The 23,826-nt window shown below is 73.4% G+C and carries 21 protein-coding genes; 11 read left to right on the forward strand and 10 right to left on the reverse strand.

The features are described from left to right. Positions 1-2: 2 nt before the first annotated feature. Positions 3-668 carry a pyridoxamine 5'-phosphate oxidase family protein gene (locus ACGF4C_RS16890; RefSeq protein ID WP_393566977.1) on the reverse strand — a complete coding sequence of 222 codons (666 nt, stop codon included), beginning with the start codon at positions 666-668 and terminating at the stop codon, positions 3-5. Between the two features lie 35 nt (positions 669-703). Between ACGF4C_RS16890 and ACGF4C_RS16895 the strand changes: the two genes are divergently transcribed. Next, positions 704-2,035 carry an aminotransferase class I/II-fold pyridoxal phosphate-dependent enzyme gene (locus tag ACGF4C_RS16895; RefSeq protein ID WP_393566978.1) on the forward strand — a complete coding sequence of 444 codons (1,332 nt, stop codon included), beginning with the start codon at positions 704-706 and terminating at the stop codon, positions 2,033-2,035. A 527-nt stretch (positions 2,036-2,562) separates the two neighbouring features. On the opposite strand, the gene ACGF4C_RS16900 is transcribed toward ACGF4C_RS16895, so the two are convergent. Continuing rightward, positions 2,563-3,570, reverse strand: coding sequence for a DMT family transporter (locus ACGF4C_RS16900; protein WP_393566980.1), 1,008 nt, complete (start codon positions 3,568-3,570; stop codon positions 2,563-2,565). A 74-nt stretch (positions 3,571-3,644) separates the two neighbouring features. Between ACGF4C_RS16900 and ACGF4C_RS16905 the strand changes: the two genes are divergently transcribed. After that, positions 3,645-4,553: a LysR family transcriptional regulator gene (locus ACGF4C_RS16905; RefSeq protein ID WP_393566981.1), complete on the forward strand. Its 909-nt coding sequence runs from the start codon at positions 3,645-3,647 to the stop codon at positions 4,551-4,553. Between the two features lie 159 nt (positions 4,554-4,712). On the opposite strand, the gene ACGF4C_RS16910 is transcribed toward ACGF4C_RS16905, so the two are convergent. The 3 genes from ACGF4C_RS16910 to ACGF4C_RS16920 all read right to left on the reverse strand — a co-directional run bounded on the left by ACGF4C_RS16910 (position 4,713) and on the right by ACGF4C_RS16920 (position 8,302). After that, complete coding sequence (locus ACGF4C_RS16910) at positions 4,713-6,122, reverse strand: carboxyl transferase domain-containing protein (RefSeq protein WP_393566983.1); 1,410 nt, start codon at positions 6,120-6,122, stop codon at positions 4,713-4,715. 79 nt (positions 6,123-6,201) lie between these two features. Then, positions 6,202-7,659, reverse strand: coding sequence for an acyl-CoA synthetase (locus tag ACGF4C_RS16915; RefSeq protein ID WP_393566985.1), 1,458 nt, complete (start codon positions 7,657-7,659; stop codon positions 6,202-6,204). 178 nt (positions 7,660-7,837) lie between these two features. Continuing rightward, positions 7,838-8,302, reverse strand: coding sequence for a pyridoxamine 5'-phosphate oxidase family protein (locus tag ACGF4C_RS16920; RefSeq protein WP_393566987.1), 465 nt, complete (start codon positions 8,300-8,302; stop codon positions 7,838-7,840). A 202-nt stretch (positions 8,303-8,504) separates the two neighbouring features. Here ACGF4C_RS16920 and ACGF4C_RS16925 point away from each other — a divergent pair, with 202 nt between their 5' ends. Beyond that, a complete protein-coding gene (locus ACGF4C_RS16925) occupies positions 8,505-9,152 on the forward strand; it encodes a cysteine hydrolase (protein ID WP_393566989.1) in 648 nt (215 codons plus the stop codon). 101 nt (positions 9,153-9,253) lie between these two features. On the opposite strand, the gene ACGF4C_RS16930 is transcribed toward ACGF4C_RS16925, so the two are convergent. Together ACGF4C_RS16930 and ACGF4C_RS16935 are read right to left on the reverse strand one after the other, a co-directional pair. Then, positions 9,254-9,802: a Rieske (2Fe-2S) protein gene (locus ACGF4C_RS16930; RefSeq protein WP_393566990.1), complete on the reverse strand. Its 549-nt coding sequence runs from the start codon at positions 9,800-9,802 to the stop codon at positions 9,254-9,256. 116 nt (positions 9,803-9,918) lie between these two features. Beyond that, positions 9,919-11,940 (reverse strand): prolyl oligopeptidase family serine peptidase, encoded by a 2,022-nt coding sequence (locus ACGF4C_RS16935; RefSeq protein ID WP_393567235.1) that lies wholly within the window; start codon positions 11,938-11,940, stop codon positions 9,919-9,921. Between the two features lie 383 nt (positions 11,941-12,323). Between ACGF4C_RS16935 and ACGF4C_RS16940 the strand changes: the two genes are divergently transcribed. The 6 genes from ACGF4C_RS16940 to ACGF4C_RS16965 all read left to right on the forward strand — a co-directional run bounded on the left by ACGF4C_RS16940 (position 12,324) and on the right by ACGF4C_RS16965 (position 18,278). Next, positions 12,324-13,148, forward strand: a complete 825-nt coding sequence (locus tag ACGF4C_RS16940; RefSeq protein WP_393566991.1) for a HipA family kinase — start codon at positions 12,324-12,326, stop codon at positions 13,146-13,148. Continuing rightward, positions 13,109-13,540: a DUF3037 domain-containing protein gene (locus tag ACGF4C_RS16945; protein ID WP_051799168.1), complete on the forward strand. Its 432-nt coding sequence runs from the start codon at positions 13,109-13,111 to the stop codon at positions 13,538-13,540. Before ACGF4C_RS16940 ends, ACGF4C_RS16945 begins: the two co-directional genes overlap by 40 nt. 307 nt (positions 13,541-13,847) lie before the next feature. Further along, complete coding sequence (fabG, locus tag ACGF4C_RS16950) at positions 13,848-14,609, forward strand: 3-oxoacyl-ACP reductase FabG (RefSeq protein ID WP_362142830.1); 762 nt, start codon at positions 13,848-13,850, stop codon at positions 14,607-14,609. 28 nt (positions 14,610-14,637) lie between these two features. Beyond that, a complete protein-coding gene (locus ACGF4C_RS16955) occupies positions 14,638-15,408 on the forward strand; it encodes an SDR family oxidoreductase (protein ID WP_030416391.1) in 771 nt (256 codons plus the stop codon). A gap of 1,348 nt (positions 15,409-16,756) precedes the next feature. Beyond that, the gene (locus tag ACGF4C_RS16960) at positions 16,757-17,425 is read left to right on the forward strand and encodes a uracil-DNA glycosylase (RefSeq protein WP_393567237.1); all 669 of its coding nucleotides are present in this window, start codon (positions 16,757-16,759) and stop codon (positions 17,423-17,425) included. 319 nt (positions 17,426-17,744) lie between these two features. Next, on the forward strand, positions 17,745-18,278 hold the full coding sequence (locus tag ACGF4C_RS16965; protein WP_393567239.1) for a hypothetical protein: 534 nt from the start codon (positions 17,745-17,747) through the stop codon (positions 18,276-18,278). 143 nt (positions 18,279-18,421) lie between these two features. Here ACGF4C_RS16965 and ACGF4C_RS16970 read toward each other — a convergent pair whose 3' ends face one another. Then, positions 18,422-19,102 (reverse strand): TetR/AcrR family transcriptional regulator, encoded by a 681-nt coding sequence (locus ACGF4C_RS16970; RefSeq protein WP_393566994.1) that lies wholly within the window; start codon positions 19,100-19,102, stop codon positions 18,422-18,424. A gap of 194 nt (positions 19,103-19,296) precedes the next feature. On the opposite strand from ACGF4C_RS16970, the gene ACGF4C_RS16975 reads away from it, so the two are divergent. Together ACGF4C_RS16975 and ACGF4C_RS16980 are read left to right on the forward strand one after the other, a co-directional pair. Further along, the gene (locus ACGF4C_RS16975; protein ID WP_393566995.1) at positions 19,297-20,640 is read left to right on the forward strand and encodes an FAD-dependent monooxygenase; all 1,344 of its coding nucleotides are present in this window, start codon (positions 19,297-19,299) and stop codon (positions 20,638-20,640) included. Next, the gene (locus ACGF4C_RS16980; protein WP_393566996.1) at positions 20,637-21,545 is read left to right on the forward strand and encodes a Gfo/Idh/MocA family protein; all 909 of its coding nucleotides are present in this window, start codon (positions 20,637-20,639) and stop codon (positions 21,543-21,545) included. Before ACGF4C_RS16975 ends, ACGF4C_RS16980 begins: the two co-directional genes overlap by 4 nt. Here ACGF4C_RS16980 and lnt read toward each other — a convergent pair. Then, positions 21,514-23,121 (reverse strand): apolipoprotein N-acyltransferase, encoded by a 1,608-nt coding sequence (gene lnt / locus ACGF4C_RS16985; protein WP_393566998.1) that lies wholly within the window; start codon positions 23,119-23,121, stop codon positions 21,514-21,516. The genes ACGF4C_RS16980 and lnt overlap by 32 nt on opposite strands. A gap of 170 nt (positions 23,122-23,291) precedes the next feature. After that, complete coding sequence (locus ACGF4C_RS16990; RefSeq protein WP_201802602.1) at positions 23,292-23,774, reverse strand: nuclear transport factor 2 family protein; 483 nt, start codon at positions 23,772-23,774, stop codon at positions 23,292-23,294. Between the last annotated feature and the right edge of the window lie 52 nt (positions 23,775-23,826).

The following is a 23,826-nucleotide window of genomic DNA, read 5'->3' on the forward strand; positions in this document are numbered from 1 at the left end:
CCTCAGCGGGCGGTGAGGTACGCCGGCTCCGCGATGCCGGGTGCCAGGTCGTCGGACGGTATGGGTGCGCCGTACACCGGAGCCACGGGAAGGACGCCGCTCCAATACGGCAGCGCGAGGTCCTCCGGCTCATCGCTGGGGCCGCCGGTACGGATCTTGGCGGAGACATCGCGCAGGTCCAGGCGGATCACGGCGGTGGCGGCCAGCTCCTTGGCGTTGCCGGGGCGGGAGTCCGCGGCGCGTCCGGGCAGGACGTGGTCGACCAGCGCGTCCAGGGCGGCCGTCTTCTCCTCGGCGTCGGTGACCTGGTACGCGGTGCCGTGCACCACGACCGAGCGGTAGTTGATGGAGTGGTGGAAGGCGGACCTGGCCAGCACCAGGCCGTCGACATGAGTGACGGTGACGCAGACCTCAAGGCCCGGGTCCGTGGTCCCGCCGGCCATCCGCAGGGGCCGGGAGCCGGTCGAACCGTGCAGGTAGAGGCGGTCACCGACCCGGCCGTAGAGCGTCGGCAGGACGACCGGGGAACCGTCGCGGACGAAGCCCAGGTGGCAGACGTAGCCCTCGTCGAGGATGGCGTGCACCGTCTCGTGGTCATAGGCGGCGCGCTCGCGGGCGCGGGTCGGGGTCGTGAGATCGCTCGGCGCGTACGACTCGGCAGAGGCCATTGCCAGCTCCATTGCACTAGTGCATAATCGAGTTTGTGCTAGGAGAGTATCGGATCGAAGGGCGGCGCGCATCGGACATTGCCGCCAGCGTCGAGCGAGCCATCGGTGCGGGCGAGCTCCAACCAGGCGAAGTCCTGCCCCCGCTCAGGGAGTTGGCCGTCTATCTAGAGGTCAATCCGAATACGGTCGCGGCCGCGTACCGCACGCTCCGCGACCGGGGAGTGATCGAAACCGCGGGTCGCCGCGGCAGCCGGGTGCGCCCGCGTCCCGCGAGTACGCCCCGCGAGGCGTTGCGGGTGGAGGTTCCCCCGGGGGTCCGCGACACCTCCGACGGCAACCCCGACCCGTCCCTGCTGCCCCCGCTCGAACGGGCGCTGGCCGCCGCCGCGGCGCGCAGTTCCCGGCGGCCGGTGCTCTACGGCACCCCGGCCGTCGACGAGGAGCTGGCCGCGCTGGCCCGTTCGGCCTTTGCCGACGACGGCGTGGCGGAGGGCCCGATCACCATCACCAGTGGCTCACTCGACGCCATTGAACGGGTGCTCGCCGCCCATCTGAGGCCCGGCGACCGCGTGGCCGTGGAAGATCCCGGGTGGGGCAGCCTGCTGGATCTCGTGCCGGCGCTCGGACTGCGTCCCGCGCCGGTGGGCGTGGACGACGAAGGGCCGCTGCCCGCCCGGCTGGCGCAGGCGCTGGAGGACGGCGCCCGTGCGGTCGTCATCACGGACCGGGCGCAGAACCCCACCGGCGCCGCAGTGACGGCCGCCCGCGCCGCTGAGCTCCGCGCGCTCCTCGCCGATCACCCCGGCGTCCTCCTCATCGAGGACGACCACGGCCACGGCATCGTCGACCTCCCGCTCCATCCGCTCTCCGGTGTCACCGACCACTGGGCGCTGGTCCGTTCGACGGCCAAGGCCTATGGGCCCGATCTGCGCCTGGCGGTGCTCACCGGCGACGCGGTGACCGTCGACCGCGTGCGCGGTCGGCAGGCACTGGGCCCAGGCTGGGTCAGCCATCTCCTCCAGGACACGGTCGTGCAGTTGTGGCAGACGTCCGCGGTCGATCCGACGGCCGTGGCCGACGCGTACGGCCGGCGCCGGGACCCGCTGATACGGGCGCTGGCCGAGCGCGGGGTGCCCGCGCGAGGACGGAGCGGGATGAACGTCTGGGTGCCGGTCCCGGACGAGACCGGAGCGGTGGCCCGGCTGCTGCATTCCGGCTGGGCGGTCGCCCCAGGTGCGCGCTTCCGGCTGCACTCCCCACCGGGAATCCGCATCACCGTCTCCGGGCTGTCGCACGGCGACATCGAGCCGCTCGCCGACGCGGTCGCCGCGGCCACGGGGGCGGGTGAGCCACGACGATACGAGTGACGATAGGAGTAGGGAGTGTGCTTCGGGAGAGGAGCCGCTCGGTGGAGGCCGGTGGTCCAGAACTCGGCTGCAGCGAACCGGAGTTGGCTGTGCAGGCCGCCGTGTGGGATGCGGTGTCCGCGCCTCGGGTCAGGGGGCGGGCTGGCGGCGCTACCGTTGGCCACGGCCGCGGCCGCGGCCACGGTTCCGGGTCCCAGCGACCATCGTTGGAGGCGGTCCACGGCTGGCTCGGCCGGCCGAAGTGGGCGGTTCCCCCCGGAGGACGGCGGGGATCTTCTTCCGCCTGGAGGGCGACGGGGGATCCTCGCGCCCTCCCCTCCTCCGGCAGCCGTGCCTCGGGTCGCTTGAGCCGGGCGGCCACACCGGACGTCCCGTTCACCCCTTCCGCGACGCCCCCGCTTCGCGTTTCCCACCCAGGGGCCCAGGGGGCCTGGAGTATGTTCCTTCACCCGTCAGCTGGGCATGGCGCGCGAACTGCCGTAAAAAGTCGGCCCGTTGCCCCCGGAGGCGGACAACGGGCCAGTGGTTCAGTTGGTGGACGTGGAGCGGCGGGCCGTCGGCGTGCGGGGCTTGGCCTGGGTGAGGGCCGCGCCGGCCAGCACGATCAGGGCGCCGACCGGGGTGTTCCAGCTGAGCCGCTCGTTCAGGAGGGCGACCCCGGCGGCGGTGGCGATCACGGGGACGAAGTAGGTGACCATCTGCGCCGTGGTGGGGCCGACCTCGGCGACCAGGCCGTACTGGAGGAGGAAGGCGAAGCCGGTGCCCAGTGCGCCGAGTGCGAAGACCGCGAGCAGCGGGAGGATCGGGTAGCCGGTCGGTGCGGTGGTGAACAGCGGGGTGACGACGGCGAGTTGGGCGGTGGCCAGCAGCAGCTGGGTGCTGGACATCGACAGGTGGGAGTGCGAGGCGCCGGCCAGCGTGCGGCGGACGTAGATCCAGCCGATGGGGTAGCTGAGCGAGGCGCCGAGGGCCATCGCGGTGCCGGTCAGATCCGTACCGGCGAAGCCCTGCCAGGCGCCGAGCACGGTCAGCACGCCCAGGAAGCCGATGCCGAGACCGGCGACCCGCCGCCGGGTCGGGCGGTCCTCGGAGAGCGCCACGACCGACAGTGCCATGCCCCACAGCGGCGAGGTGGCGTTGCAGATGCCGGCCAGGGTGGAGGGGATGGTCAGCTCGGAGTAGGCGAAGAGGGAGAACGGCAGCACGTTGAGGAAGAACGCGGCGACCGTGAGATGTCCCCAGGTGCGGGCGGAGCGCGGGAGTCGCTCGCGCTTGATCACGAGGATGGCCAGCAGCACCAGCGCGCCGAACGTCACCCGGCCGAGCGTGACCTGCAAGGGCGCGAAGCTCTGCGTGCCCACCTTGATGAAGAGGAAGCTGAAGCCCCAGATGAGCGCGAGGATCGCGAACCGGGCCTGCCAGCCGCGGGCGCGCGGCCGGGTCACGGCGACGGGCCGCTGGGGCGTGGGGGCGGTGGAGTCCGTGGCCGTGCCGGGGCTGGCGGAGGCGACGGAAGTGCTGGTGGCGCTGGTCATGACACCCAAGATGGCGGATGCAACTTAGTAGCACAAGCGAGTTTTTGTGGCAGGTATCGCGTAGCATTGCTTATATGTTGAACCTTGATCGCCTACGGACGCTGAGCGCGGTCGCCCGCCATGGATCGGTCAGCGCGGCCGCCGACGGGCTGCATGTGACCACCTCTGCCGTCTCCCAGCAGATCGCCAAGCTGGAACGGGAAACCGGGCAGCAGCTGCTGGCGAAGAACGGGCGCGGGGTGCGGCTGACCGACGCCGGACGGCTGCTCGCCGACCACGCGGTGCGCATCCTCTCCCAGGTCGAACTCGCCCAGGCCGAGCTGGAGGCGCACCGCGGCCAGGCGGTCGGCGAGCTGCGGATGGGCGCCTTTCCCACCGCGGCGCGCGGCCTCTTCCCCGCCGCGCTCGCGGGGATGCGCGCAGGGCATCCTCAGCTGCGCGCGCATCTGACCGAGATGGAGCCGGACGAGTCGGTGCGCGGGGTGGTGCGCGGCGACATCGATTTGGCCGTGGTCCTGGACTGGTACAACCGCCCGCTGTCCCTCCCCGACGGGCTGGCGAAGTCACCGCTGCTGGACGACCCCGCCGATGTGGCGATGCCGGCCACGCATCCGCTGGCCCGGCGGAGCTCCGTGGAGCTGGAGGAGTTCGCTGAGGACGAGTGGATCTCCTGGCCGCAGGGGGAGTTCTGCAACGAATGGCTGATGTTCACGCTGCGCAGCAAGGGCATCGAACCACGCATCGCCCATATGGCGGAGGAGCACGGCACCCAGCTCGCCCTGATCGCGGCCGGGCTCGGCGTCGCGGTGGCGCCCCGCCTGGGCCGGGGACCGGTGCCCGAGGGGGTGAGCGTGGTGCCCGTACGCCATACGATGCGCCGGCATGTGTACGCCATCTGGCGCGCGGACGCGGACCGCAGGCCCTCGATCCGCGCCGCGGTGGATGCGCTGCGGACGGCCGCCGAGCAGGTCGAGGCCGACTGAACGGGCCTCCGGCGCTGAACGGGGTTTTCGGCGGCCTCAGCCGTCCCGATCCGTAACCCTTCCCGGTCGGTCACTCCGCCCGGTCGGTCACCCCGCCCGGTCGGTCGCCCCGCCCTGGTCCGTCACCCCGCCCGGTCCGTCGCCCCGCCCCCCGGTCGGTCACCCCGCCCCGGTCCGTCCCCCGTCCCGGTCCATCTCCCCGTTCCCGGCCGTCGGCACGATCCCGCGGATGACGCCCAGGTCCAGCAAGTCCTGGGGGCGGATGCGGAGTTGTTCGGCGGTGTCGTGCACCTGTCCTTCGTCGCGTTTGAGGATGGCGGCGGCCAGTTCCGGGGCGATCACCGAGAAGTAGCTGTCGGGCGTGGCCCAGAGCTGGCCCGGGGCGGCGAGGGCCAGCGCGCCGCCCGAACCGCCCTCGCCGATCAGTAGGGACGTCACCGGCACCTCCGCGGTGGCCAGCGCCGCGAAGGCGTCGGCGATCGCCGCTCCGGCACCGGCTCGCTCGGCCACCGCGTCGTTCGCGGCGCCAGGGGTGTCCACCAGCGTGAGCACGGGTATGCCGAGCCGGTCGGCGAGCCGGACCAGCCGGGCCGCGGTGCGGAAGCCGGCCGGGCGGGTGGCCGTGCCGCACTGGGCCACGAAGGCGATGGTCCGGCCCTCACGACGGCCGAAGCCGCACCGTATGCCGGGGTCGGTGCCACCGCAGCGGTCGCCGCTGAGCTCCTCCCGGTCGTCGAAATACGCCCGCAGATACGCCTCGGCGCGCGGCCGCTCGGATGCACGGGCGCGCACCACCGCATCCCAGCCGGTCTCCGGCAGCCCGGAAGCGCCGAGCGCGGCCGGCGGGGGCGCGGGCGTGGCATCGGCGCCGGCCGGGCGGCCGGCGGGAGCGAGCAGCCGCAGCCACCGCCGCAGTGTGCCCCGCAACCGGTCGGGTGGGACGACCGCGTCCACCTGCCCGGCGGCGAACTGCCCCTCGGCGGAGTACGCGGACGGGTCGGCGTCCCGGGGGCGCACCCGCGAGCCGGCGAAACCGATCTGTGCCCCGGGCAGCGCGAGGATCACATCGGCGGCCGCCCCGAGCGTGGCCCAGCCGCCGCCGGTGGTGGGATCGCGGACCACGGCGAGCTGCGCCAGTCCGGCGGCGTGGTGCAGCGCCGACTGCCGGGCCACCCGCTGCAGTTGGCTCAGGGCGCGCATGCCCTCCTGCATCCGGCTGCCGCCGGTCGCGATCAGCGAGACGACCGGCAGCCGCCGCTCCCGGGCCTCGGTGTATGCCGCCTCCAGACGGTCGCCGGTGCGCTCGCCCAGCGAGCCGCCGAGATAGCGGAACTCGAAGGAGAGCACGACCGCCCGGGTCCCGGCGAGGTCGGCCACGGCCGTGACCACCGACTCGTCCTCGCCGGTCGCCGTACGTGCGCGGGCCCGGGCGGCGTCGTAACCGGGCCAGCCGAGCGGCCCGTCCGGGCCCGGTGACGCCGTCGCCGATGGCGCCGGCAACTCGGTGTACGTGTCCGCGACCGCCGCCAGCGCCTGACGAGCCGTCAGGCGCGCGCACGGCTTTGTCACGCCGCCGCCCGTACCCGCTCCTGCTGCGCCCGCACCCGCGCCGCCCGGGGCGCCCCCGCCGCTCTCGCCGCCCCCACCGTCATGCATGGAGCTCTCGCTTCAGGATCTTGCCCATGTCGTTGCGCGGCAGGGCGTCCAGGAAGTGCACGGTGCGCGGCCGTTTGTGCGGCGCGAGCTGGTGGGCGACATGGTCGGCGAGCTCCTCGGCGGACGGCGGAGGGCCGGCCTCCGGGCCGCGCTCGGCCACGACCCAGGCGACGATCCGCTCGCCGAGGTCCTCGTCGGGGGCGCCGGTGACGGCCGCCTCGGCGACGCCGGGGTGCGCCAGCAGTGCGTTCTCGATCTCGCCCGCGCCGATTTTGTAGCCACCGCTCTTGATCAGATCGGTGGCCCGGCGGCCGACGATGCGGTAGTTGCCGGCGGCGTCCCGGACCGCCATGTCGCCGGTACGGAACCAGCCACCGTCGAAGGCGGCCGCGGTGGCGTCGGGGCGGTTGAGGTACTCGACGAAGAGGTTCGGGCCGCGGACCTGGATCTCCCCGACCGTCTCGCCGTCCCCGCCCTCGATGGCCTGGCCGGCGTCGTCGACCAGCCGGACGTACACCCCCGGCAGCGGCACCCCGACCGTGCCGGTGGCCTCCGGGCCGTCGGCCCGCACGCTGGTGTTCATCAGCGTTTCGGTCATGCCGTACCGCTCGATCACCCGCCGCCCGGAGGCCGACGCGATCCGCTCGTGATCGGTCAGCGGCAGCGCCGCCGAACCGGAGACCAGCAGCCGGGCCCGCGACAGCGCCTTCGCCAGGACCGGATCACGGCCCGCCTCCACGGCCAGGCGGTGGTACATCGTCGGGACGCCGAAGAGCATCGTGCCCTCCCCGGACAGCTCCCGGGCGACCGCGTCCGTGCTGAAGCGCCCCAGGTGGTGGACGCTGCCGCCGCGGCGCAGCGGTCCGAGGACGCCGAGGATCAGGCCGTGCACGTGGAACAGCGGCAGGGCGTGCACCAGGACGTCGTCGGCGGTCCACTGCCAGGCGTCCTGGAGGGCGTCGAGGGTGTGGGCGAGGGCGCGGCGGGGGAGCACCACGCCCTTGGGCGGGCCGGTCGTCCCGGAGGTGTAGACGATCAGCGCCGGTGTCTCGTCGGTCGGTTCCTGCGGCAGCGCGGGCCCCGGCTCCTCGGGCGGCTCGGTGGCGTCGACGTCGATACGGGGGAGTGCGGCGAGCGGGCCCGGGAGCGCGTCGTCCGCCCCGGCCAGCACCAGGGAGGGGGTGCTGTCGCCGACGATGTGCGCCAGCTCGCTCTCACCGATCTTCGGATTCACCGGTATGGCCGCCACACCGGCGAGCAGCGCGGCCACCACCCCCACGGAGGTTTCGAGCGTCGGCGTCGCCCAGACCGCGATGCGGGTCTCACCGGCGATCCGCTCGGCCAGCGCGCCCGCCACCGACGCCAGCTGTCGATGGCTCAGCACGCGGTCGCCGAAGCGCAGCGCGGGGGCGGGCGAACCCTCGCGCAGTGCGGGGAAGAGCACGTTCACCGGATCTCCTTCGTCTCGTCGGCACCCGGCCGCGCCCGACCGGGCCGTCCCGCCTCCGCACCCTGCGCAGGCGCGGAACGGGCTGACGGGACCACTCTCGCAGACGCCACTGACAACGCGCCGAGATCCGGCGATCACCGCCGGTGACTCCGCCCTGCTGCCTCGCCGTGGCCGGCGCTCAGCCCGGGATCTTGCGGAAGTCCCACGACACCACGGAATCCGGCGTCAGCCGCAGCCAGGCGTGCCGGCCGTCGTGGGGCATCGTGGTCGTCCCGAAGTACTTCCCGGCGAACAGCCGCTCCGGAGCGTCCAGTTCGGCACAGCGCTCACCGGTTCGCGGGGCCTCCCCGACGCACTCCGCGCGGCCCGACAGCTCCACGCCGCGCAGTTCGCCGTACGCGTGCCCGTCGTCGACCACCACCGCGATCCGCGGGTCCTTGCGGACCTGGGCCCACCGCCTGCTGCGGGTGATCGAATAGAGCCACAGTGCGGCACCGTCCCAGGCGAACCACAGCGCTCCCACGTGCGGCGCGCCGTCCCCGCCGACCGTCGCGACCCGACAGGTGCGCTGCTCCGCGAGGAACGCGTCGAGTTCGCCCGGCGTCATCATGATCCGGCGCCCGTGCCGCTGTGTGTCGGTCATCCGGCATCGCCTCCGCTGCGACTGCCCCGACGGGAACTGCCCGCCCGGGACGAACTGACTGGGCGTCAGAAATCATCGGCGCTCTTCCTGCCGGATGCAATGCCCGGTATCCTCGCCCGCCTCGAAGAGCCCCGGCAGGGGAGCGTGCCCGCCCGGGGCGGACGCCGTCAGGAACGGACCACCGGAACGGGGAGGACCTGCCATGCCCTCGGACGCCGTACGGCTCGGCGAGCAACTCGACCCGGCCTCGACGGTGCTGCTCACCGTCGAATGCCAGCGGGGCGTGGTCGGCCCGGAGGGCGCGCTGCCCGAACTCGCCGACGCCGCCCGCACTTCCGGGGCGCTGGCGAACATCGCCCGCCTGGTGGTGGCCGCGCATGACGCGGGCGTCCAGGTGATGCACGCGGTGGCCGAGCGCCGTCCCGACGGGCGCGGCGCCAGCCGCAACGCGCGCCTGTTCAGAGCCGCGGAGAAGCTGCCCGTCCAGCAGTTCGCCGGGTCCACCGCGGTGCGCATCGCCGATCCCGTACCGGTCGGCGAGGAGGACCTGGTGGTGCGCAGGCTGCACGGCCTTTCACCGGTCGCCGGCACCGAGGTGGACGCGCTGCTGCGCAACCTCGGCTGCCGGACGCTCGTCGTCACCGGGGTGTCGGCGAACGTGGCGATCCCCAATACGGTGTTCGACGCGGTCAACCTCGGCTACACGGCGGTGGTGCCCGCGGACGCCATCGCCGGGGTGCCCGCCGACTACACCCCGGCGATGATCCGCCACACGCTCGCCCTGGTCGCCACCGTCACCACTACGGAGGGCGTGCTGACCAGTTGGCGGAGACCGCGCCGCGCCCGCTGACGGGCCGGACCGACGGCCGGACCGTCGGAAGGGCCGATGGAAGGGCCGTCGCCGCACGTCGTACAAGCGGCGGCGGGCCCTTCGCGGGCCGTTGACGTGCCTCAGGCGAGCGTGACCCTACCGCCCTTGACGTTCACCTTCGTCGGGGCCAGGCCCTTGGTGGCGGGGCCGTGCTTCACGCTGCCATCGGTGATGTCGAACTTGCTGCCGTGACACGGGCAGTTGATGGTGCCGCCGGAGACCTCGTTGACGACGCATCCCGCATGCGGGCAGACCGCGGAGAACGCCTTGATCTCGCCGCTCTGCGGCTGGGTGACCACAACCTTCTCCGCCTTGAAGATCTTGCCGCCGCCCTGGGGGATCTCCGCCGCCTTGGCGAGCTCCTTGCCGGCCGGACCGGCGCCACTGCCGGCCTCGGAACCGCCCGCTCCCGTGGCGCCGTTGCCGTCCGCCACTTTGGAGCCGTCACCGCCCGAGCCGGCCATATCACTGCCGCAGGCCGCGAGCGCCGCCGTCAGGCCGGCCGCGCCGACCGCCGCAACCACGGTGCGCCGGGCCGTTCCGCAGCACGGCCGTGCCGGAACCGTCTCCTCCGTCCCCGACCCCGTCGCTGCCGTCTCCGTCCGCCCCGTTGCTGCCTGTCGTGCCATGGTCTGCCTCCGGTGGTGGTGCCTTCGGTGCGCGATCTGGTCCATGGACGTTGCACAAGCTCCATACGGAGGCCTCGGCGGCCGCGTTCAAAGCCGGGCATGTTCTTGTCGGCGCGTCACACTCCGACGGCCGACAGCGCGTCCCGCAGGAAGTCCCGCTGGAAGTGCAGCAGCTGCTCGTTGACCGCGTCGTCGGCCGGCAGGTGGGTGGCTCCCGGCAGCGGCAGCACGCTGTGCGGCCGGCCCGCGGCGAGCAGTTCCGCCGAGAAGCGCAGGGTGTGCGCGGCCGCCACGTTGTCGTCCGCGAGCCCGTGGACGAGCAGCAGCGGACGGGTCAGGAGATGCCCGTGCCCGGCCAGGGAGGAGCGCTCGTAGGCGTCCGGATGCTCCTCCGGGTGGCCCAGGAACCGCTCCTTCCAGTGGGTGTCGTACAGCCGCTGGTCGGTGGGCGGGGCGCCGGCCACCGCCGCGTGGAACACATCGGGGCGGTGCAGCACCGCGGCGGCCGCCAGGAACCCGCCGAACGACCAGCCGCGGATCGCCACCCGCGAGAGGTCCAGGTCCGGGTACCGCGCCGCGGCCGCCCGTACCGCGTCCACCTGGTCCTCCAGCGCCGGCCCGAGCTGGTCGCCGTGCACCGCCTTCTCCCAGGCCGGCCCCCGGCCCGGCGTGCCCCGCCCGTCGGCCACCAACACGGCGAATCCCTGCTCGGCGAACCACTGCGACACACAGGTGAACCACCCCCGGCCCCGTCCCACCACCTGGATCCCCGGCCCGCCGTACGGGTCGAGCAGCACCGGCAGCCGGGCCGAGCCCTCCCGGTACCACGACGGCAGATGGAGGGCGGCGCGCAACTCCCGTTCTCCCAAGGTGAGAAAGACCGGCCGGGGGGTGACCGCCGGGGTCTCGGCGAGCGAGGTGATGCCCCCCGCGGGCCGGCCCTCGCGCAGCACGCTCACCTCGTTGCCGTGCGGGGTCTCCCCCTCGACAACTACGGCGCTGCCCCGCCCCGTGGCCGTGAACCGGCCCGGCCCCCGGCTCAGCAGCCGGTTGCCGATGCCGGGCTCATGGCTCCACACATGGGTCTCCAGCGGGTCCTCGCTCGCCGTGAAGAGCACCCGTTCGCCCTCGACCGCCAATACGGCGTGGAGTTGCAGCCCCTCCGGGGTGACCCGGCGGCCACCGACGGCCAGATAGCGGGTGTCGCCGTCGTCCTCGGGGACCACCAGCGCGCCCGAGGCGGTACGGGCGGGAGTGCCCGGTATGAGCTCCACCCAGGCCGGATCGGTCCGCTCGTGCCGCACCTCGGTGGCCCCGGTCACCGGATCGACCGCGAGCAGCCGGACCGTGCGCTGATCACGGCTCTGCACGGCCAGGAACGGGCCGTGCGCGTCCCAGCCGGCCTCGGTGAGGTACTCGTACGCCGTGCGGTCCCAGGTGACCTCCACGCGCCCGCCGTCCAGCGCGACGAGCTGCACCGTGACGTCCGCGTTGGCGGTGCCGGCGGACGGGTACCGGATCGTCCGCGGCGGCCTGGCCGGATCCGCGGGGTCGGCGAGGTAACGCCGTGCCACCCGGCTGGTGTCGACCCGCGCCACCAGGAGGCGGCGACCGTCCGGGGCCCACCAGTAGCCGCGCAGCCGGCCCATGGATTCGGCCGCCACGTATTCGGCGAGCCCGTAGGAGACCTCAGGGCCCTCCGCACGGGCCAGCTGCCGGTCCTCCCCGGCCAGGGTGACGACGTGGAGGGAGCGGCCGCTCACATAGGCGATGGACCGCCCGTCGGGCGAAGGGCGGGGGTCCACCACCGGACCCGCCGCCGGGACGGGGAACGGCGCGCCCCCGTCCGTCCGCACCGCCCACAGCGCACCGGACAGCGCGAACGCCACCAGCCGCGCGGCGTCGTCGGCCGCGTAGGAGACCACCCCGGCCGACCTCTCACGGGCGCGCTCCCGGCGCAGCCGCTCCTCCTCGGGGAGCGCTTCGGCCGTGTCTCCCACGAGGAGCGCCGGGTCGGCCAGCACCCGTTCCGCGCCGTCCTCGTACTGCCACAGCCGGCCCACGGGGTCGGTACCCGAACCCGTACGGACGAAGAGCACCCGGCGGCCGTCCGGGGAGACGGTGAAATGCCGGGGCACCCCGAGGGAGAAGCGGCGGGTGCGGGCGAACTGACGTGGAAATGCAGCGGAGTTGAGGGGATGGGCGGGGTCGGTGAGGGACGCGGGGCCGGTGGTGCCGTGTTCCAAGGTGCGGTCGTCCGTGCGACGGTCGTCCACGATGCTGTCCTCCAGTGGGTGTGCTGCACTCTCATCCCGGGATGCTGATGGGGCGTTCCACAAGGCGTGTCCCAAGTCATTTCCCAAGGCGTTCCACGGGGCATTCCGCCGTGACACTCCGCCGTGGCGCTCCGTGGAGGGCTTTCTCCGGGGCCTTAGCCGGAATCCGCGCAGCGCGAAGCACCGGTACCGGACCGGGCGGAAAAGGAATAACGAGTGGCGGAACGCTGCCGTAGCCTGTGGGGATGATGACCGAAGTCATGGCGACCCGCTATGTCACGCCTTTGCGTGAGGGCGGATCGCTCCCGGGAATCGTCGAGGCCGACGATCTCGGAACTTATATCATGAAGTTCACCGGTGCCGGGCAGGGACGCAAAACCCTCGTTGCCGAGGTGATCTGCGGGCAGTTGGGCCGCCGGCTCGGGCTGCGGGTGCCGGATCTGGTCCGCATGCAGCTCGACCCCGTCATCGGCCTCAGCGAGCCCGACCAGGAGGTCCAGGAGCTGCTGAGGGCCAGCGGCGGGCTCAATCTCGGCATGGACTACCTCCCCGGATCGCTGGGATTCGATCCGCTCGCGTTCGAGGTGAGTGCGCGGGAGGCGGGCCGGGTGGTCTGGTTCGACGCGCTGATCAACAATGTCGACCGGTCCTGGCGCAATCCCAATCTGCTGGTCTGGCACGGCGAACTCTGGCTGATCGACCACGGCGCCGCGATGATCTGGCACCACAACTGGCCGACCGCCGAAAAGTCCGCGAGCCGGCCGTACAACGCCGCCGACCATGTGCTCGCGACGTTCGGTCCGGACCTCGCGGCGGCGGCCGAGGAATTCGCGCCGCAGATCACCGAGGAACTGCTGACCGAGATCGCGGCGGACGTGCCGGACGAATGGCTCGTCGACGAGCCCGGATTCGACTCCCCGGACGTCCTGCGCCAGGCGTATGTGACGACGCTGCTGGCGCGTGCCCGTACGATCAGCGAGCGGATCACCGTCGGGGAGCCCACCAAGGACGAGCCCTCGCAGGCGCCGGCATGGCTGGCCGGAAAGTTGCCTCGGAGGGCAGTGAAGTGACCGGTCTGCACAACGGACGCGATGTTTTCGAGTACGCCCTGCTGAAGGTCGTGCCCCGGGTGGAGCGCGGCGAGATGATCAATGCCGGTGTGGTGGTGTACTGCCGTGCCCGGCGCTTCGTCGAGGCCCGCACCCATCTGGACGAGGCCCGGCTGCTGGCGCTGGACCCGACGGTCGACGTCGAGGGGGTGCGCGCCGCGCTCGGCGCCGTGGAAGGGATCTGCGCGGGCGGCGAACGGGCCGGACAGGCCGCGGCGGACGACGCGGGGCGCCGGTTCCGCTGGCTGATCGCCCCGCGCAGCACCATCGTCCAGCCCGGCCCGGTGCACACCGGGCTGACCGCCGATCCCACCACCGAGGCGGAGCGGCTGCTGGACCTGCTGGTCCGCTGAGCCGGATTCCGCACACACCCGGCCTGGCCGGCCGGCTGGATTCCGTCGTACCCGGATGCGTCCCCAAGGGGCGCCCGGCCCGTCTCCCGGGCCGGGCGCCCCTTTCCTCTGTTTTCGTCCGTCCGTCCGGTTTCTGCTCCTCCGCCGGGGCGGTGCAGGTGAGCTCGGCAACGGCGCGGTGGTGGGGCGTTGACAGCGGGTGGCCGGGCTTCTAGCGTCAGCCCTGCTCAGGCTACTAAGCGGTTGCTCACCCACGGGATCGGTGTGGCGGACCGCTTGTCGAGGTTTCGAGGTGAGGAGAACCCGCATGTCCACCACCGAGCAGCGCGTCGCCATCGTCACGGGCGCGGCCCGCGGTATCGGCGCGGCCACCGCCGTACGCCTGGCCGCCGAAGGCCGTGCCGTCGCCGTCCTCGACCTCGACGAGGCGGCCTGCAAGGACACCGTCGAGAAGATCACCGCGGCCGGCGGGAAGGCCGTCGCGATCGGCTGTGACGTCTCGGACGCCGAGCAGGTCGAGGCGGCGGTGACCCGGGTCGCCTCCGAGCTCGGCGCACCGACCGTCCTCGTCAACAACGCCGGTGTGCTGCGCGACAACCTGCTGTTCAAGATGAGCGAGACCGACTGGGACACGGTCATGAACGTGCACCTCCGGGGCGCGTTCCTGATGTCCCGCGCCTGCCAGAAGCACATGGTGGACGCCAAGTTCGGCCGGATCGTGAACCTCTCCTCCAGTTCGGCGCTGGGCAACCGCGGGCAGGTCAACTACTCGGCCGCCAAGGCCGGTCTGCAGGGCTTCACCAAGACCCTCGCCATCGAGCTCGGCAAGTTCGGCGTGACCGCCAACGCCGTCGCCCCCGGCTTCATCGTCACCGACATGACCGCCGCCACCGCCGAGCGCGTGGGCATGGGCTTCGAGGACTTCCAGGCCGCGGCCGCCACCCAGATCCCGGTCCAGCGCGTCGGCCGGCCCGAGGACATCGCCAACGCGATCGCCTTCTTCACCGGCGAAGCGGCGGGGTTCGTTTCCGGCCAGGTCCTGTACGTCGCCGGCGGCCCGCTCAACTGACCGCCCACCGACCACAGGAGTACAGGACATGACCGAGCAGGCAAACGGGCTCCCGGAGCCCTCCGGCAAGGTGGCGCTGGTGACCGGCGCCAGCCGCGGGATCGGCTACGGCATCGCGGAGGCGCTGGTCGCCCGCGGTGACCGGGTCGTCATCACCGGGCGCAACGAGGACGCCCTCAAGGAGGCCGTCGAGAAGCTGGGCGCGGAACGGGTGCTCGGCGTCGCGGGCAAGGCGCACGACGAGGCCCATCAGGCCGTCGCCGTCGAGCGCGCGATGGAGACCTTCGGCCGGGTCGACTACCTCGTCAACAACGCCGGTACGAACCCGGTGTTCGGGCCCATCGCCGACCTCGACCTCGGGGTCGCCCGCAAGGTGTTCGAGACCAACGTCATCTCGGCGCTCGGCCTCGCGCAGCGCACCTGGCACGCGTGGCAGAAGGAGAACGGCGGCGCGATCGTCAACATCGCGTCGATCGCCGGGCTCAGCGCCTCGCCGTTCATCGGCGCGTACGGCATCAGCAAGGCCGCGATGATCAACCTGACGCACCAACTGGCCCATGAATTCGCGCCGTTGGTACGGGTCAACTCCATCGCGCCGGCCGTGATCAAGACCAAGTTCGCGGCCGCGCTCTACGAGGACCGCGAGGAGGAGGCGGCGGCCGCCTACCCGATGGCGCGGCTCGGCGTCCCCGAGGACATCGGCGGGGCGGCGGCCTTCCTGCTGTCCGACGCGGCGGGCTGGATCACCGGCCAGACACTGGTCGTGGACGGCGGGTTGTTCCTCAACGCAGGGGCGTGAACGGCCGTCGGAGCGGCGCGAGTCCGGGGCGGTAGGCCCCTACGGGGTGGCAGGCCCCCAAGGTGAGCTCGCGTCGGTGAGCCGGTGTCGGTGAGCCGGTGTGGGTGAGCCGGTGTCGGTGGGCCGGTGTTGGTGGGCCTGCGTCGGTGAGCCGAACGTTGGTGAGCTCGCGGTTGGTGAGCGCGTTGGCCGGCTTGCGTGGGTGTGTGTTCCGAGAGGCAGAGTCGGTGGTGCCGGTCCCTAAGGGGCCGGCACCACTTGTGTCAGCGGACCGTCGGCAGACATGCCATGTAGCGCTGCGGGCTCGGGGGCGACCGCGGTTCTCGCATCCGCGCTGTCAGCTGGGTGGGGCGGGGCTGGACGTGGTGGCGGGGGGTGGGCTCTGGGGTGGAGGTGGCGGCGGGGTGCGGCGGGGCTGCGCGGGGCTGCGCGGGGCTGGGCGGGGCGGTGGCTCAGGTGGTCGTCGCGGGCGTGGCCTCATCCCCCACCCCCGAACCCACCCCCCGCCCCCTCCCCCGAAGGGGGAGAGGGGGAGGGGGCGGGGGAAGCCGCCGGGGCTTGGCGGAGTCCGCCAGGGCCCGCCGGGGCCAGCCGGGGCTCGCCGGAGCCTGGCGGGGCATGGCTGCTGGAGCCCGATAAGGGAAGTTCCGGGAGCCCCGTGGGGGAAGTTGCTGGAGCCCGGCGGGGGAGAGCTGAGGCCTGGCGGGGGGCTGGGGCCCGGCGGGGAAGCCCGGGGCCCGGTGGGGAAGCTCGGAGCCTGGCGGGGAAAGGTTCGGATCTCGGAGTGAGAGAGGTTCGGGGCCTGCGGAGGGGCCCTGGGCCTCGGGGCCTGGACGTCTGGAGAGGCTCGGCAGGGCGGAGGAGACCCAGGCTCTGGTGAGGCGTGGTGAAGCCTTGGGACCCGGGGGAGGGGGATCGGCTTCGGCGGAGCGGCGGAGCGTGGTAGGCCTCGCCGGCGCCTGGTGGGGCCCAGCGAGGCGAGGTGAGTCCCCGCGGGGCAGGGCGAAGGCTCGAGCCCCCGGGCCTTCGCCCGCCCCCCGGCCCCGTGCTCGTCTCCGTGCCGCGGGCCGTCCCTCTGCCGTGGGCTCGTCCCGTACCGTGGCCCCGCCCCGTGTCGTGAGCCCGACAGCGTGGGCCCGCCCCCCCGTGCCGCAGGCTTGTGTCCGGTGTCCTGCCGCAGGGGCCCTCGGTACGGGGGGACACGAGCCTGGTCCGCCCCGTCCGCCCTCGCCCCCGCCCCAGCGCCCCGGGAAGGAAATGGCCCGTGGGCGGTGTTGTCAGTGGTCGCCGGTAGGTTCTGTGAGTGAGAACGCAACACACACCGGAGGTTGTTGACGTGGTGACCGACATGCTGCCCGAGTCCTGGCGCGGGGTACTCGGCGAGGAGTTGGCGAAGCCCTATTTCAAGGAGCTCACCGACTTCGTCGAGCAGGAGCGGGCCCAGGGCCCGGTCTATCCGCCCCGCGAGCAGGTTTTCGCGGCGCTGGAGGCGACGCCCTACGACCAGGTGAAGGTGCTCATTCTCGGCCAGGACCCGTATCACGGCGCGGGTCAGGGCCACGGGCTGTGCTTCTCCGTGCAGCCCGGGGTCAAGACGCCGCCGTCGCTGCGGAACATCTACAAGGAGATGAAGGAGGAGCTGGGCCACCCCATTCCGGACAACGGCTATCTGATGCCCTGGGCCCAGCAGGGCGTGCTGCTGCTGAACGCCGTCCTGACGGTCCGCGAGGCGGAGGCCAATTCGCACAAGGGCAAGGGGTGGGAGAAGGTCACCGACGCGGTGATCCGCGCAGTGGCGTCCCGGCCCGACCCGGCGGTCTTCGTGCTGTGGGGGAATTACGCCAAGAAGAAGCTGCCGCTGATCGACGAGGACCGGCATGTGGTGGTGCAGGGCGCGCACCCCTCCCCGCTGTCGGCGAAGAAGTTCTTCGGTTCCCGCCCGTTCACCCAGATCAACGCCGCGATTGCCGCGCACGGTCACGCCCCGATCGACTGGCGCATCCCGGACCTGGGCTGAGCAACCAGCCGGGGCGGTGGCCCGCCGTCGTAGGGCTGCCCGGGCCCGGGGCGGTAGCCGTCGTAGTACGGCTGCCCCGGCCCGGACGGTGGCCCACCGGCGTACGGCTGCCACCCGGCCGGGGCCGTAGACCGTAGCCTGCGCCCGTACCGCTGCTCCCGGGCCGGGACCGTGGACCGCAGCTTCCGCCCGTACGGCTGCCACCCGGCGCGTCGCGCACACCGAGCGAAGCTCTCCGGTGGCGGTTAGCGTCGAGGAAACGTCAGCGGTGGTGAGTGGATACGGGGAGTGCGCGGTGGTGGAGCAGCGGCTGGAGGCGATGTCTGAGGACGGGGTGCTGACCCGGATCGGCCAGGCGATCATGCTGCATCGGGCCGGTGATCGTGAAGAGGCGCGTAACCGCCTCTCCGCGCTGTGGCACGAGATCGGGCCGCAGGGCGACGCCTTCCACCGTTGCGCCCTCGCGCACTACATGGCCGACACCCAGGACGACCCGCGGGACGAGCTGGACTGGGACCTCCGGGCTCTGGAAGCGGCCGAGGGCTTTGTCACCGAGCGGCCCCATGGCACCGGGCCCGCCGCAGGTGAGACCGGGGCGGTCGCTGTGCCGGGGGAGGGCACCGGCACCCGTCACCACCCCCTCGTCGCGCTGCGGGCGTTCTTCCCCTCGTTGCATCTCAACATCGCGGCCGACTATGCGGCGCTCGACCGGCCGGCCGACGCCCGGGCCCAGCTGCTGCGGGCCCGGGCGTCGGTCAACGCCCTCGCCGACGGCGAATACCGCCAGGGGCTGCGGGACGCGATCGACCGTCTGGAGCTCCAGCTCGGCGGAGCCGCCGGCCGTACCCCGTAGCGTCCGCTGTACCCCGTAGCCGTACCCCGTCGCGTACGCCGTCCCCCGTCCCGTCCGCCGTGCCCCGTCCCGTCCGCCGTGCCCTCACAGCGCCCGCCGCTTGTAGCGTCCGCGGCGTCCCCGCCCGCGTCCGCCGTTGCCCACTAGCGTCCTGCGTCGTCCTGGCGGCGCAGCATGCCGGTCAGGAGTTCCGCGCAGGAGGTGCGCAGCTCGGCGCGGGTGGGGGTGGTGGTGTGGAACTGGCCTGCGGTGCAGGAGAACAGCACGCCGTCGCACCAGGCCACCATCGACAGGGCATGCCGTTCGGGCGCGGTGGAGCCGGCCGCCGCCAGCATCGCGACCATCGGTTCGCGGAAGGCTCGTCCCGCCCGGTCGTAGATCTCCCGCAGCGCGGGCCTGCGGGTGGCCTCCAGAGCGAGTTCGTAGCGGGCGAGGAGCAACTGCCGGTGCCGTGAGAGGTAGCGGTGCAGTGCGAGCGCGAGGGCGTCCGCAATGGCCTCCGGACCGGTGCCGATCGCCGGAGTGCCGGCGACCGCCGGCATTTCCGCCGGGGTGAGCACCGCGGCCTCCCGTTCGGCCAGCCGCCGTACCGCCGTCTCCAACAGGGCCTCCCGCGTCCGCGCGAGGTTCGAAGTGGAGCCCAGCGGCAGACCGGCCGCCTCGTCGACGGCCCGATGGGTCAGCCCCCGCATCCCGCGCTCGGCGAGCAGGTGAATGGCTGCATCCGCGATCAGCTGAGGGCGGCCGGAGGCGGGGGAGGAGGGGGAGGAGAGTGAGGGGGCGGGGGCGGTCGGAGCCGGGTGGTGACGGTCACGAGCGGTCATGAGAGGAACCCTAGCGGGGTCACTACGGATGTAGTGACCTTCGTGAACTACGGGTGTAGTCTCCCGTCGAGTGGTGACTACATCTGTAGTTGACCGTCTGTGGCTGGCTGCCTGGCTGCTTGGCTGTCGGCAGTTGGCGTCGTCCGGACCTCGGACGGACTCGCAAACGGATTCGGCACGGAATCGGAGGCGACATGAAGCAGCAGCGCACCGCGCTGGTGATCGGTGGGGGGATCGGTGGGCTCACCGCCGCGGTGGCCCTGGAGCGCCGCGGGTGGTCGGTCACCGTCGTCGAGCGGGCCGCCGCGCTGGAGCCGGTCGGGGCGGGCATCGCGCTGGCGCCGAACGCCCAGCGCGCGCTGGACACGATCGAGGTGGGCGACGCGGTGCGGGCGAGGGCCGATCGGCAGGTGGCCGGCGAGTTCCGGCTGCCCGGCGGACATCGGCTGGCTCGTACGGACAACGCCGCGGCCGTCCGGCGCTTCGGTGGGCCGGTCGCGATCGTGCACCGCGCCGAACTGGTCGCCCTGCTCGCCGCCCGGCTCCCCGCGGGCGCGGTCCGCACAGGCGCCACGGCCACCCTCGTCGACCCGGGCGACCCCCGCCCGGGCGGCCGCCCGGCCCGGGTCCGCATCTCCGCACCCGACCGCCCCTGCACCACTGTCGACACGGACAAGCCCAACGCCAGGGGCAACACCAGGGGCAACACCAGGCACAACCACGCCGACACCTCCACCGACCTCTCCACCGACCTCTCCGCAGACCTGGTGGTCGCCGCCGACGGCATCCGCTCCGCCGTCCGCCGTGCCGTCTTCCCCGGTCACCCCGCTCCCCGTTACGCCGGCTTCACCGCGTGGCGGTTCGTCGTGCCGGCGCCCGACGGGGTGCGCCCGGTGGCGCACGAGACCTGGGGGCGCGGCAGCGTGTGGGGCACGGTGCCGCTGGCCGATGGGCGGATCTACGCGTACGCCACGGCGGCCGTGCCCGCGGGGGGCCGGGCGGTCGACGACGAGCGGGCCGAACTCCTGCGGCGGTTCGGGGCCTGGCACCAGCCCGTTCCGGCGCTGCTCGACGCCGTCGGCCCGGCCGAGGTGCTGCGGAACGACGTGTACAGCGCGGCGGCCCCGCCGCCCGCCTTCCACCACGGGCGGGTCGCGCTGCTCGGGGATGCCGTCCATCCGATGGCGCCCAATCTGGGGCAGGGCGGGTGCCAGGCCGTCGAGGACGCCGTCGTGCTGGCGCACGAGGCCGGGCCGGACGCCGATCTGGGGGCCGCGCTGGCCGCGTACACCCGGCAGCGGCTGCCGCGCACCATGGAGGTGGTGCGCCGCTCCGAGCGGATCGGCCGGCTCACCACCTGGCGGTCCCGGCCCGCGTGTGCACTGCGCGCCGGGCTGATGGCCGCCACCGCCCGCCTGGCCCCCGATCTCGCGTTGCGCGCCCTCGACGGCATCGCCGACTGGCGGCCGCCGGCCGGCACGTATGCTGCCGGGGCGCGGGGCACCAGGACCGCGGCACTACGCGAGGAGCAAGAGTGAAGGTCGGCTGCATCGGACTCGGCGACATAGCGCAGAAGGCGTACCTGCCCGTACTGGGCACCCTGCCGGGGACCGAACTCCATCTGCACACCCGCACCGCGGCGACCCTCCAACGGGTCGGCGCCGCCCACCGGCTGACCGGCGACCAGCTCCACGCGGATCTGGACTCGCTGCTCGCCGTCGGCCTGGACGCGGCGTTCGTGCACGCCGCCACCGCCGCCCACCCGGAGCTGGTCACCCGGCTCGTCGAGGCCGGTGTGCCGACCTACGTCGACAAGCCGCTCTCCTACGAACTCGACGAGTCCCGGCGGCTCGTGGCGCTGGCCGAGGACCGGGGCGTGGGCCTGACCGTCGGGTTCAACCGCCGGTTCGCGCCGGCCTACGCGCAGTGCCGCGAGCACGCCCGCGACCTGATCCTGATGCACAAGAACCGGGTCGGGCTGCCCGAGGACCCGCGCACGCTGGTGCTGGACGACTTCATCCACGTCGTCGACACCCTGCGGTTCCTGCTGCCGGGCGAGCCGGACCACATCGACGTCCGGGCCAGGATCCGGGACGGCCTGATGCACCACGTGGTGCTCCAGCTGGCCGGCGACGGGTTCACCGCCATCGGCACCATGAACCGCCTCAGCGGCTCGGCGGAGGAGGTCCTCGACGTCTCCGGGCAGGACACCCGGCGGCAGGTCGTCAACCTCGCCGAGGTCATCGACCACAAGGGGCAGCCGACGGTCCGGCGGCGCGGTGACTGGGTGCCGGTCGCCCGGCAGCGGGGTATCGAGCAGATCGTCCTGGCGTTCCTGGACGACGTACGGGCCGGCCGGCAGCCGTCCGCCCGGGACGCGCTGCGCACCCATGAGCTGTGCGAGCGCGTCATCACCGACGCGGTGGAGCGGTCCGCTCGCTGAGCCGGTCCGGGGGAGCCGTCCGGCCCTCGCCCCGGCGCGGCCGGGCGGTCCGTCCGCCGGGCCGCCGTGGCGTGAGCCTCTTCCCGCCGCCGTACGCACCGGCGAGCGCCAGGGCGCCCACCGCCCCGTACAGCACCCAGTCGCCGAACCGGGTGTACGGGCTGGTGCCGGCGGCCAGCGGCAGGTCGTAGACGGCGGCCGCGCTGCGGTCGGTGCCGAGCGTGGGGCCGATCCGCTCGCCGCGGGGGCCGTACACCGCGCTGACGCCGGTGAGGGTGGCGTGCACCATCGGCCGCCAGGTCTCCGCGGCCCGCAGCGCGCCCAGCGAGGCGTGCTGCAGCGGAGCCCAGCTGTCCTGGAACGTGGAGGTCGAGGACTGGGCGACGATCACCTGCGCACCGCCGCGCGCCAGGGCGCGGCTCAGGTCGGGGAAGGCGGTCTCGAAGCACACCAGCGGCCCGATCCGCAGCCCGCCGGCCGTGGCGACGGGCATCACCACCTGGTGGGTGCCGCGTATCCGGTCGGTGGTGGCCGCCTTGCCCACCTTGGTCGCCCAGCCCAGTACGGACCGGAACGGTATGTACTCGCCGAACGGGACCAGCCGTCTCTTGGCGTAGCGGTCGCCGGTCGGGCCGTGCGGGCCGACCAGTACCGCGCTCTTGTAGATGCCCGGTCGCCCGGCGCGTACCGAGTCGGCGTTGACCAGCAGGTCGGCGCCGGTCTCCCGGGACAGCGCGGCGAGCCTGGCGGCGAGCGCCGGGCGGTCCGCCGGGTCCTGGTACATGCTGCTCTCGCCCCAGACGACCAGGTGCACCCCGCGGCCGGCCAGCGACCGGGTGAGCGCCTCGCTGCGGGCCAGCCGCTGGGTCGGGGTGCCGTCCGGGCCCGGCTGGACGACCGCGATCCGCACCGTGCCGGCGGGGCGGGGGCCCGGCGCCGCGAACCACGCGGCGCCGGCCGCCAGCGCGCACACGAGCAGGCCGGCGACCGCGGGCCGCCAGGTGGCGCGGCGGGCGAGCAGTTCGGTCAGGGCGGTGTTCACCGCCACGATCAGGAAGCTCAGCAGCCAGACCCCGCCGATCGACGCCAGCCGCAGGGCGGGTGCGACCTGCCACTGGCTGGCGCCCAGCAGGCCCCAGGGGCCGCCCAAGTACTCCCAGGACCGGACGAGTTCCACCATCAGCCAGCCCGACGGCACCAGCACCAGCGCGGCCGCCGATCTCCCGGCGCCGGGCGTGCCGCCCAGCAGGGCCCGTACCAGCAGGCCCCAGGGCGCCCAGAGCGCACCGAGCAGCAGGGCAAGGACGAGGATGAAGACGTGCAGGCTCGGCAGCAGCCAGTGGTGCACCGCCAGTATGAAACCGGTCCCGCCCAGCCAGCCGTCGAGTGCCGCCCGCCGGGGCGTCGGCGCGGTCCGTACCAGCAGCAGCCACGGCACCAGCGCGACGTAGGCCAGCCACCACCACGACGGGGCGGGGAAGGCGAGCGCGGGCAGCGCCCCGGCGAGCGCGGCGGTCGCTCCCCGGCCCCAGGCGGAGCCGAGCCATCGCGTCCGGGGGCCGAGCGGTCTGTCCATACGGTCTCCACGGTCTGCCGGGTGCCGGTCCGTCCGTCCGGCCGGGCGCGCGGGACCGGCCGGACGCTCAGTGTGCGCGGACGGTGCGATCAAGGAAAGGGGGCCTCGCCCGGGGGAGCCGGACGCTCGCCGGGACGGCCGAGGCGCGCCCGGTCGCGGACCGCCCGGGGTCAGTCGCCCGCCTGCCGCACCTCCCGCCATTTCTCCTGTACGACGACCTCGGTCAGCCGCCAGCCGTCCGGGGTGCGGCGGGCGGTGAAGTCGTAGCGGCCGGCGCAGGTGTAGTTGGGGGCGGTGGGCCCGCCGTCGTCGTCGGTCGCCGGGCCGGCCAGCCGCATCGGATTGAGGTAGTCGGCCCGGATGCCGGCGGTGTCGCCCGGTGCGCCGTCCTGCGAGGCCAGCGTGATCCGGCGGTTGACGATCAGGTGCTGGCGGATCTCGAAGAGCCGGAGCATCTCGGCCAGCCAGGCGGCGACGTCCTCGGCGCTGCCCTCGATGCCGCCCGCCGAGCGGTAGTCGACCCGCGCGTCCGGGGCGAAAAGGGCCAGGTAGCCGGGCCAGTCGCCGTCGTCCACGGCGACCGCGTAGCCGGTGACCAGGTCGTCCAGGGCGAGCCGGTCCATGACGGTGGAGTGTTCCGCGCGCTGCGTCATCTCCTCAGTTTTCGGTACGCGGAAGGCCCCCGCCAAGAGGTGGGGGCCTTCG

Source organism: Streptomyces sp. NPDC048197, assembly GCF_043202395.1.
Classification (GTDB): Bacteria; Actinomycetota; Actinomycetes; order Streptomycetales; family Streptomycetaceae; genus Streptomyces; species Streptomyces siderophoricus.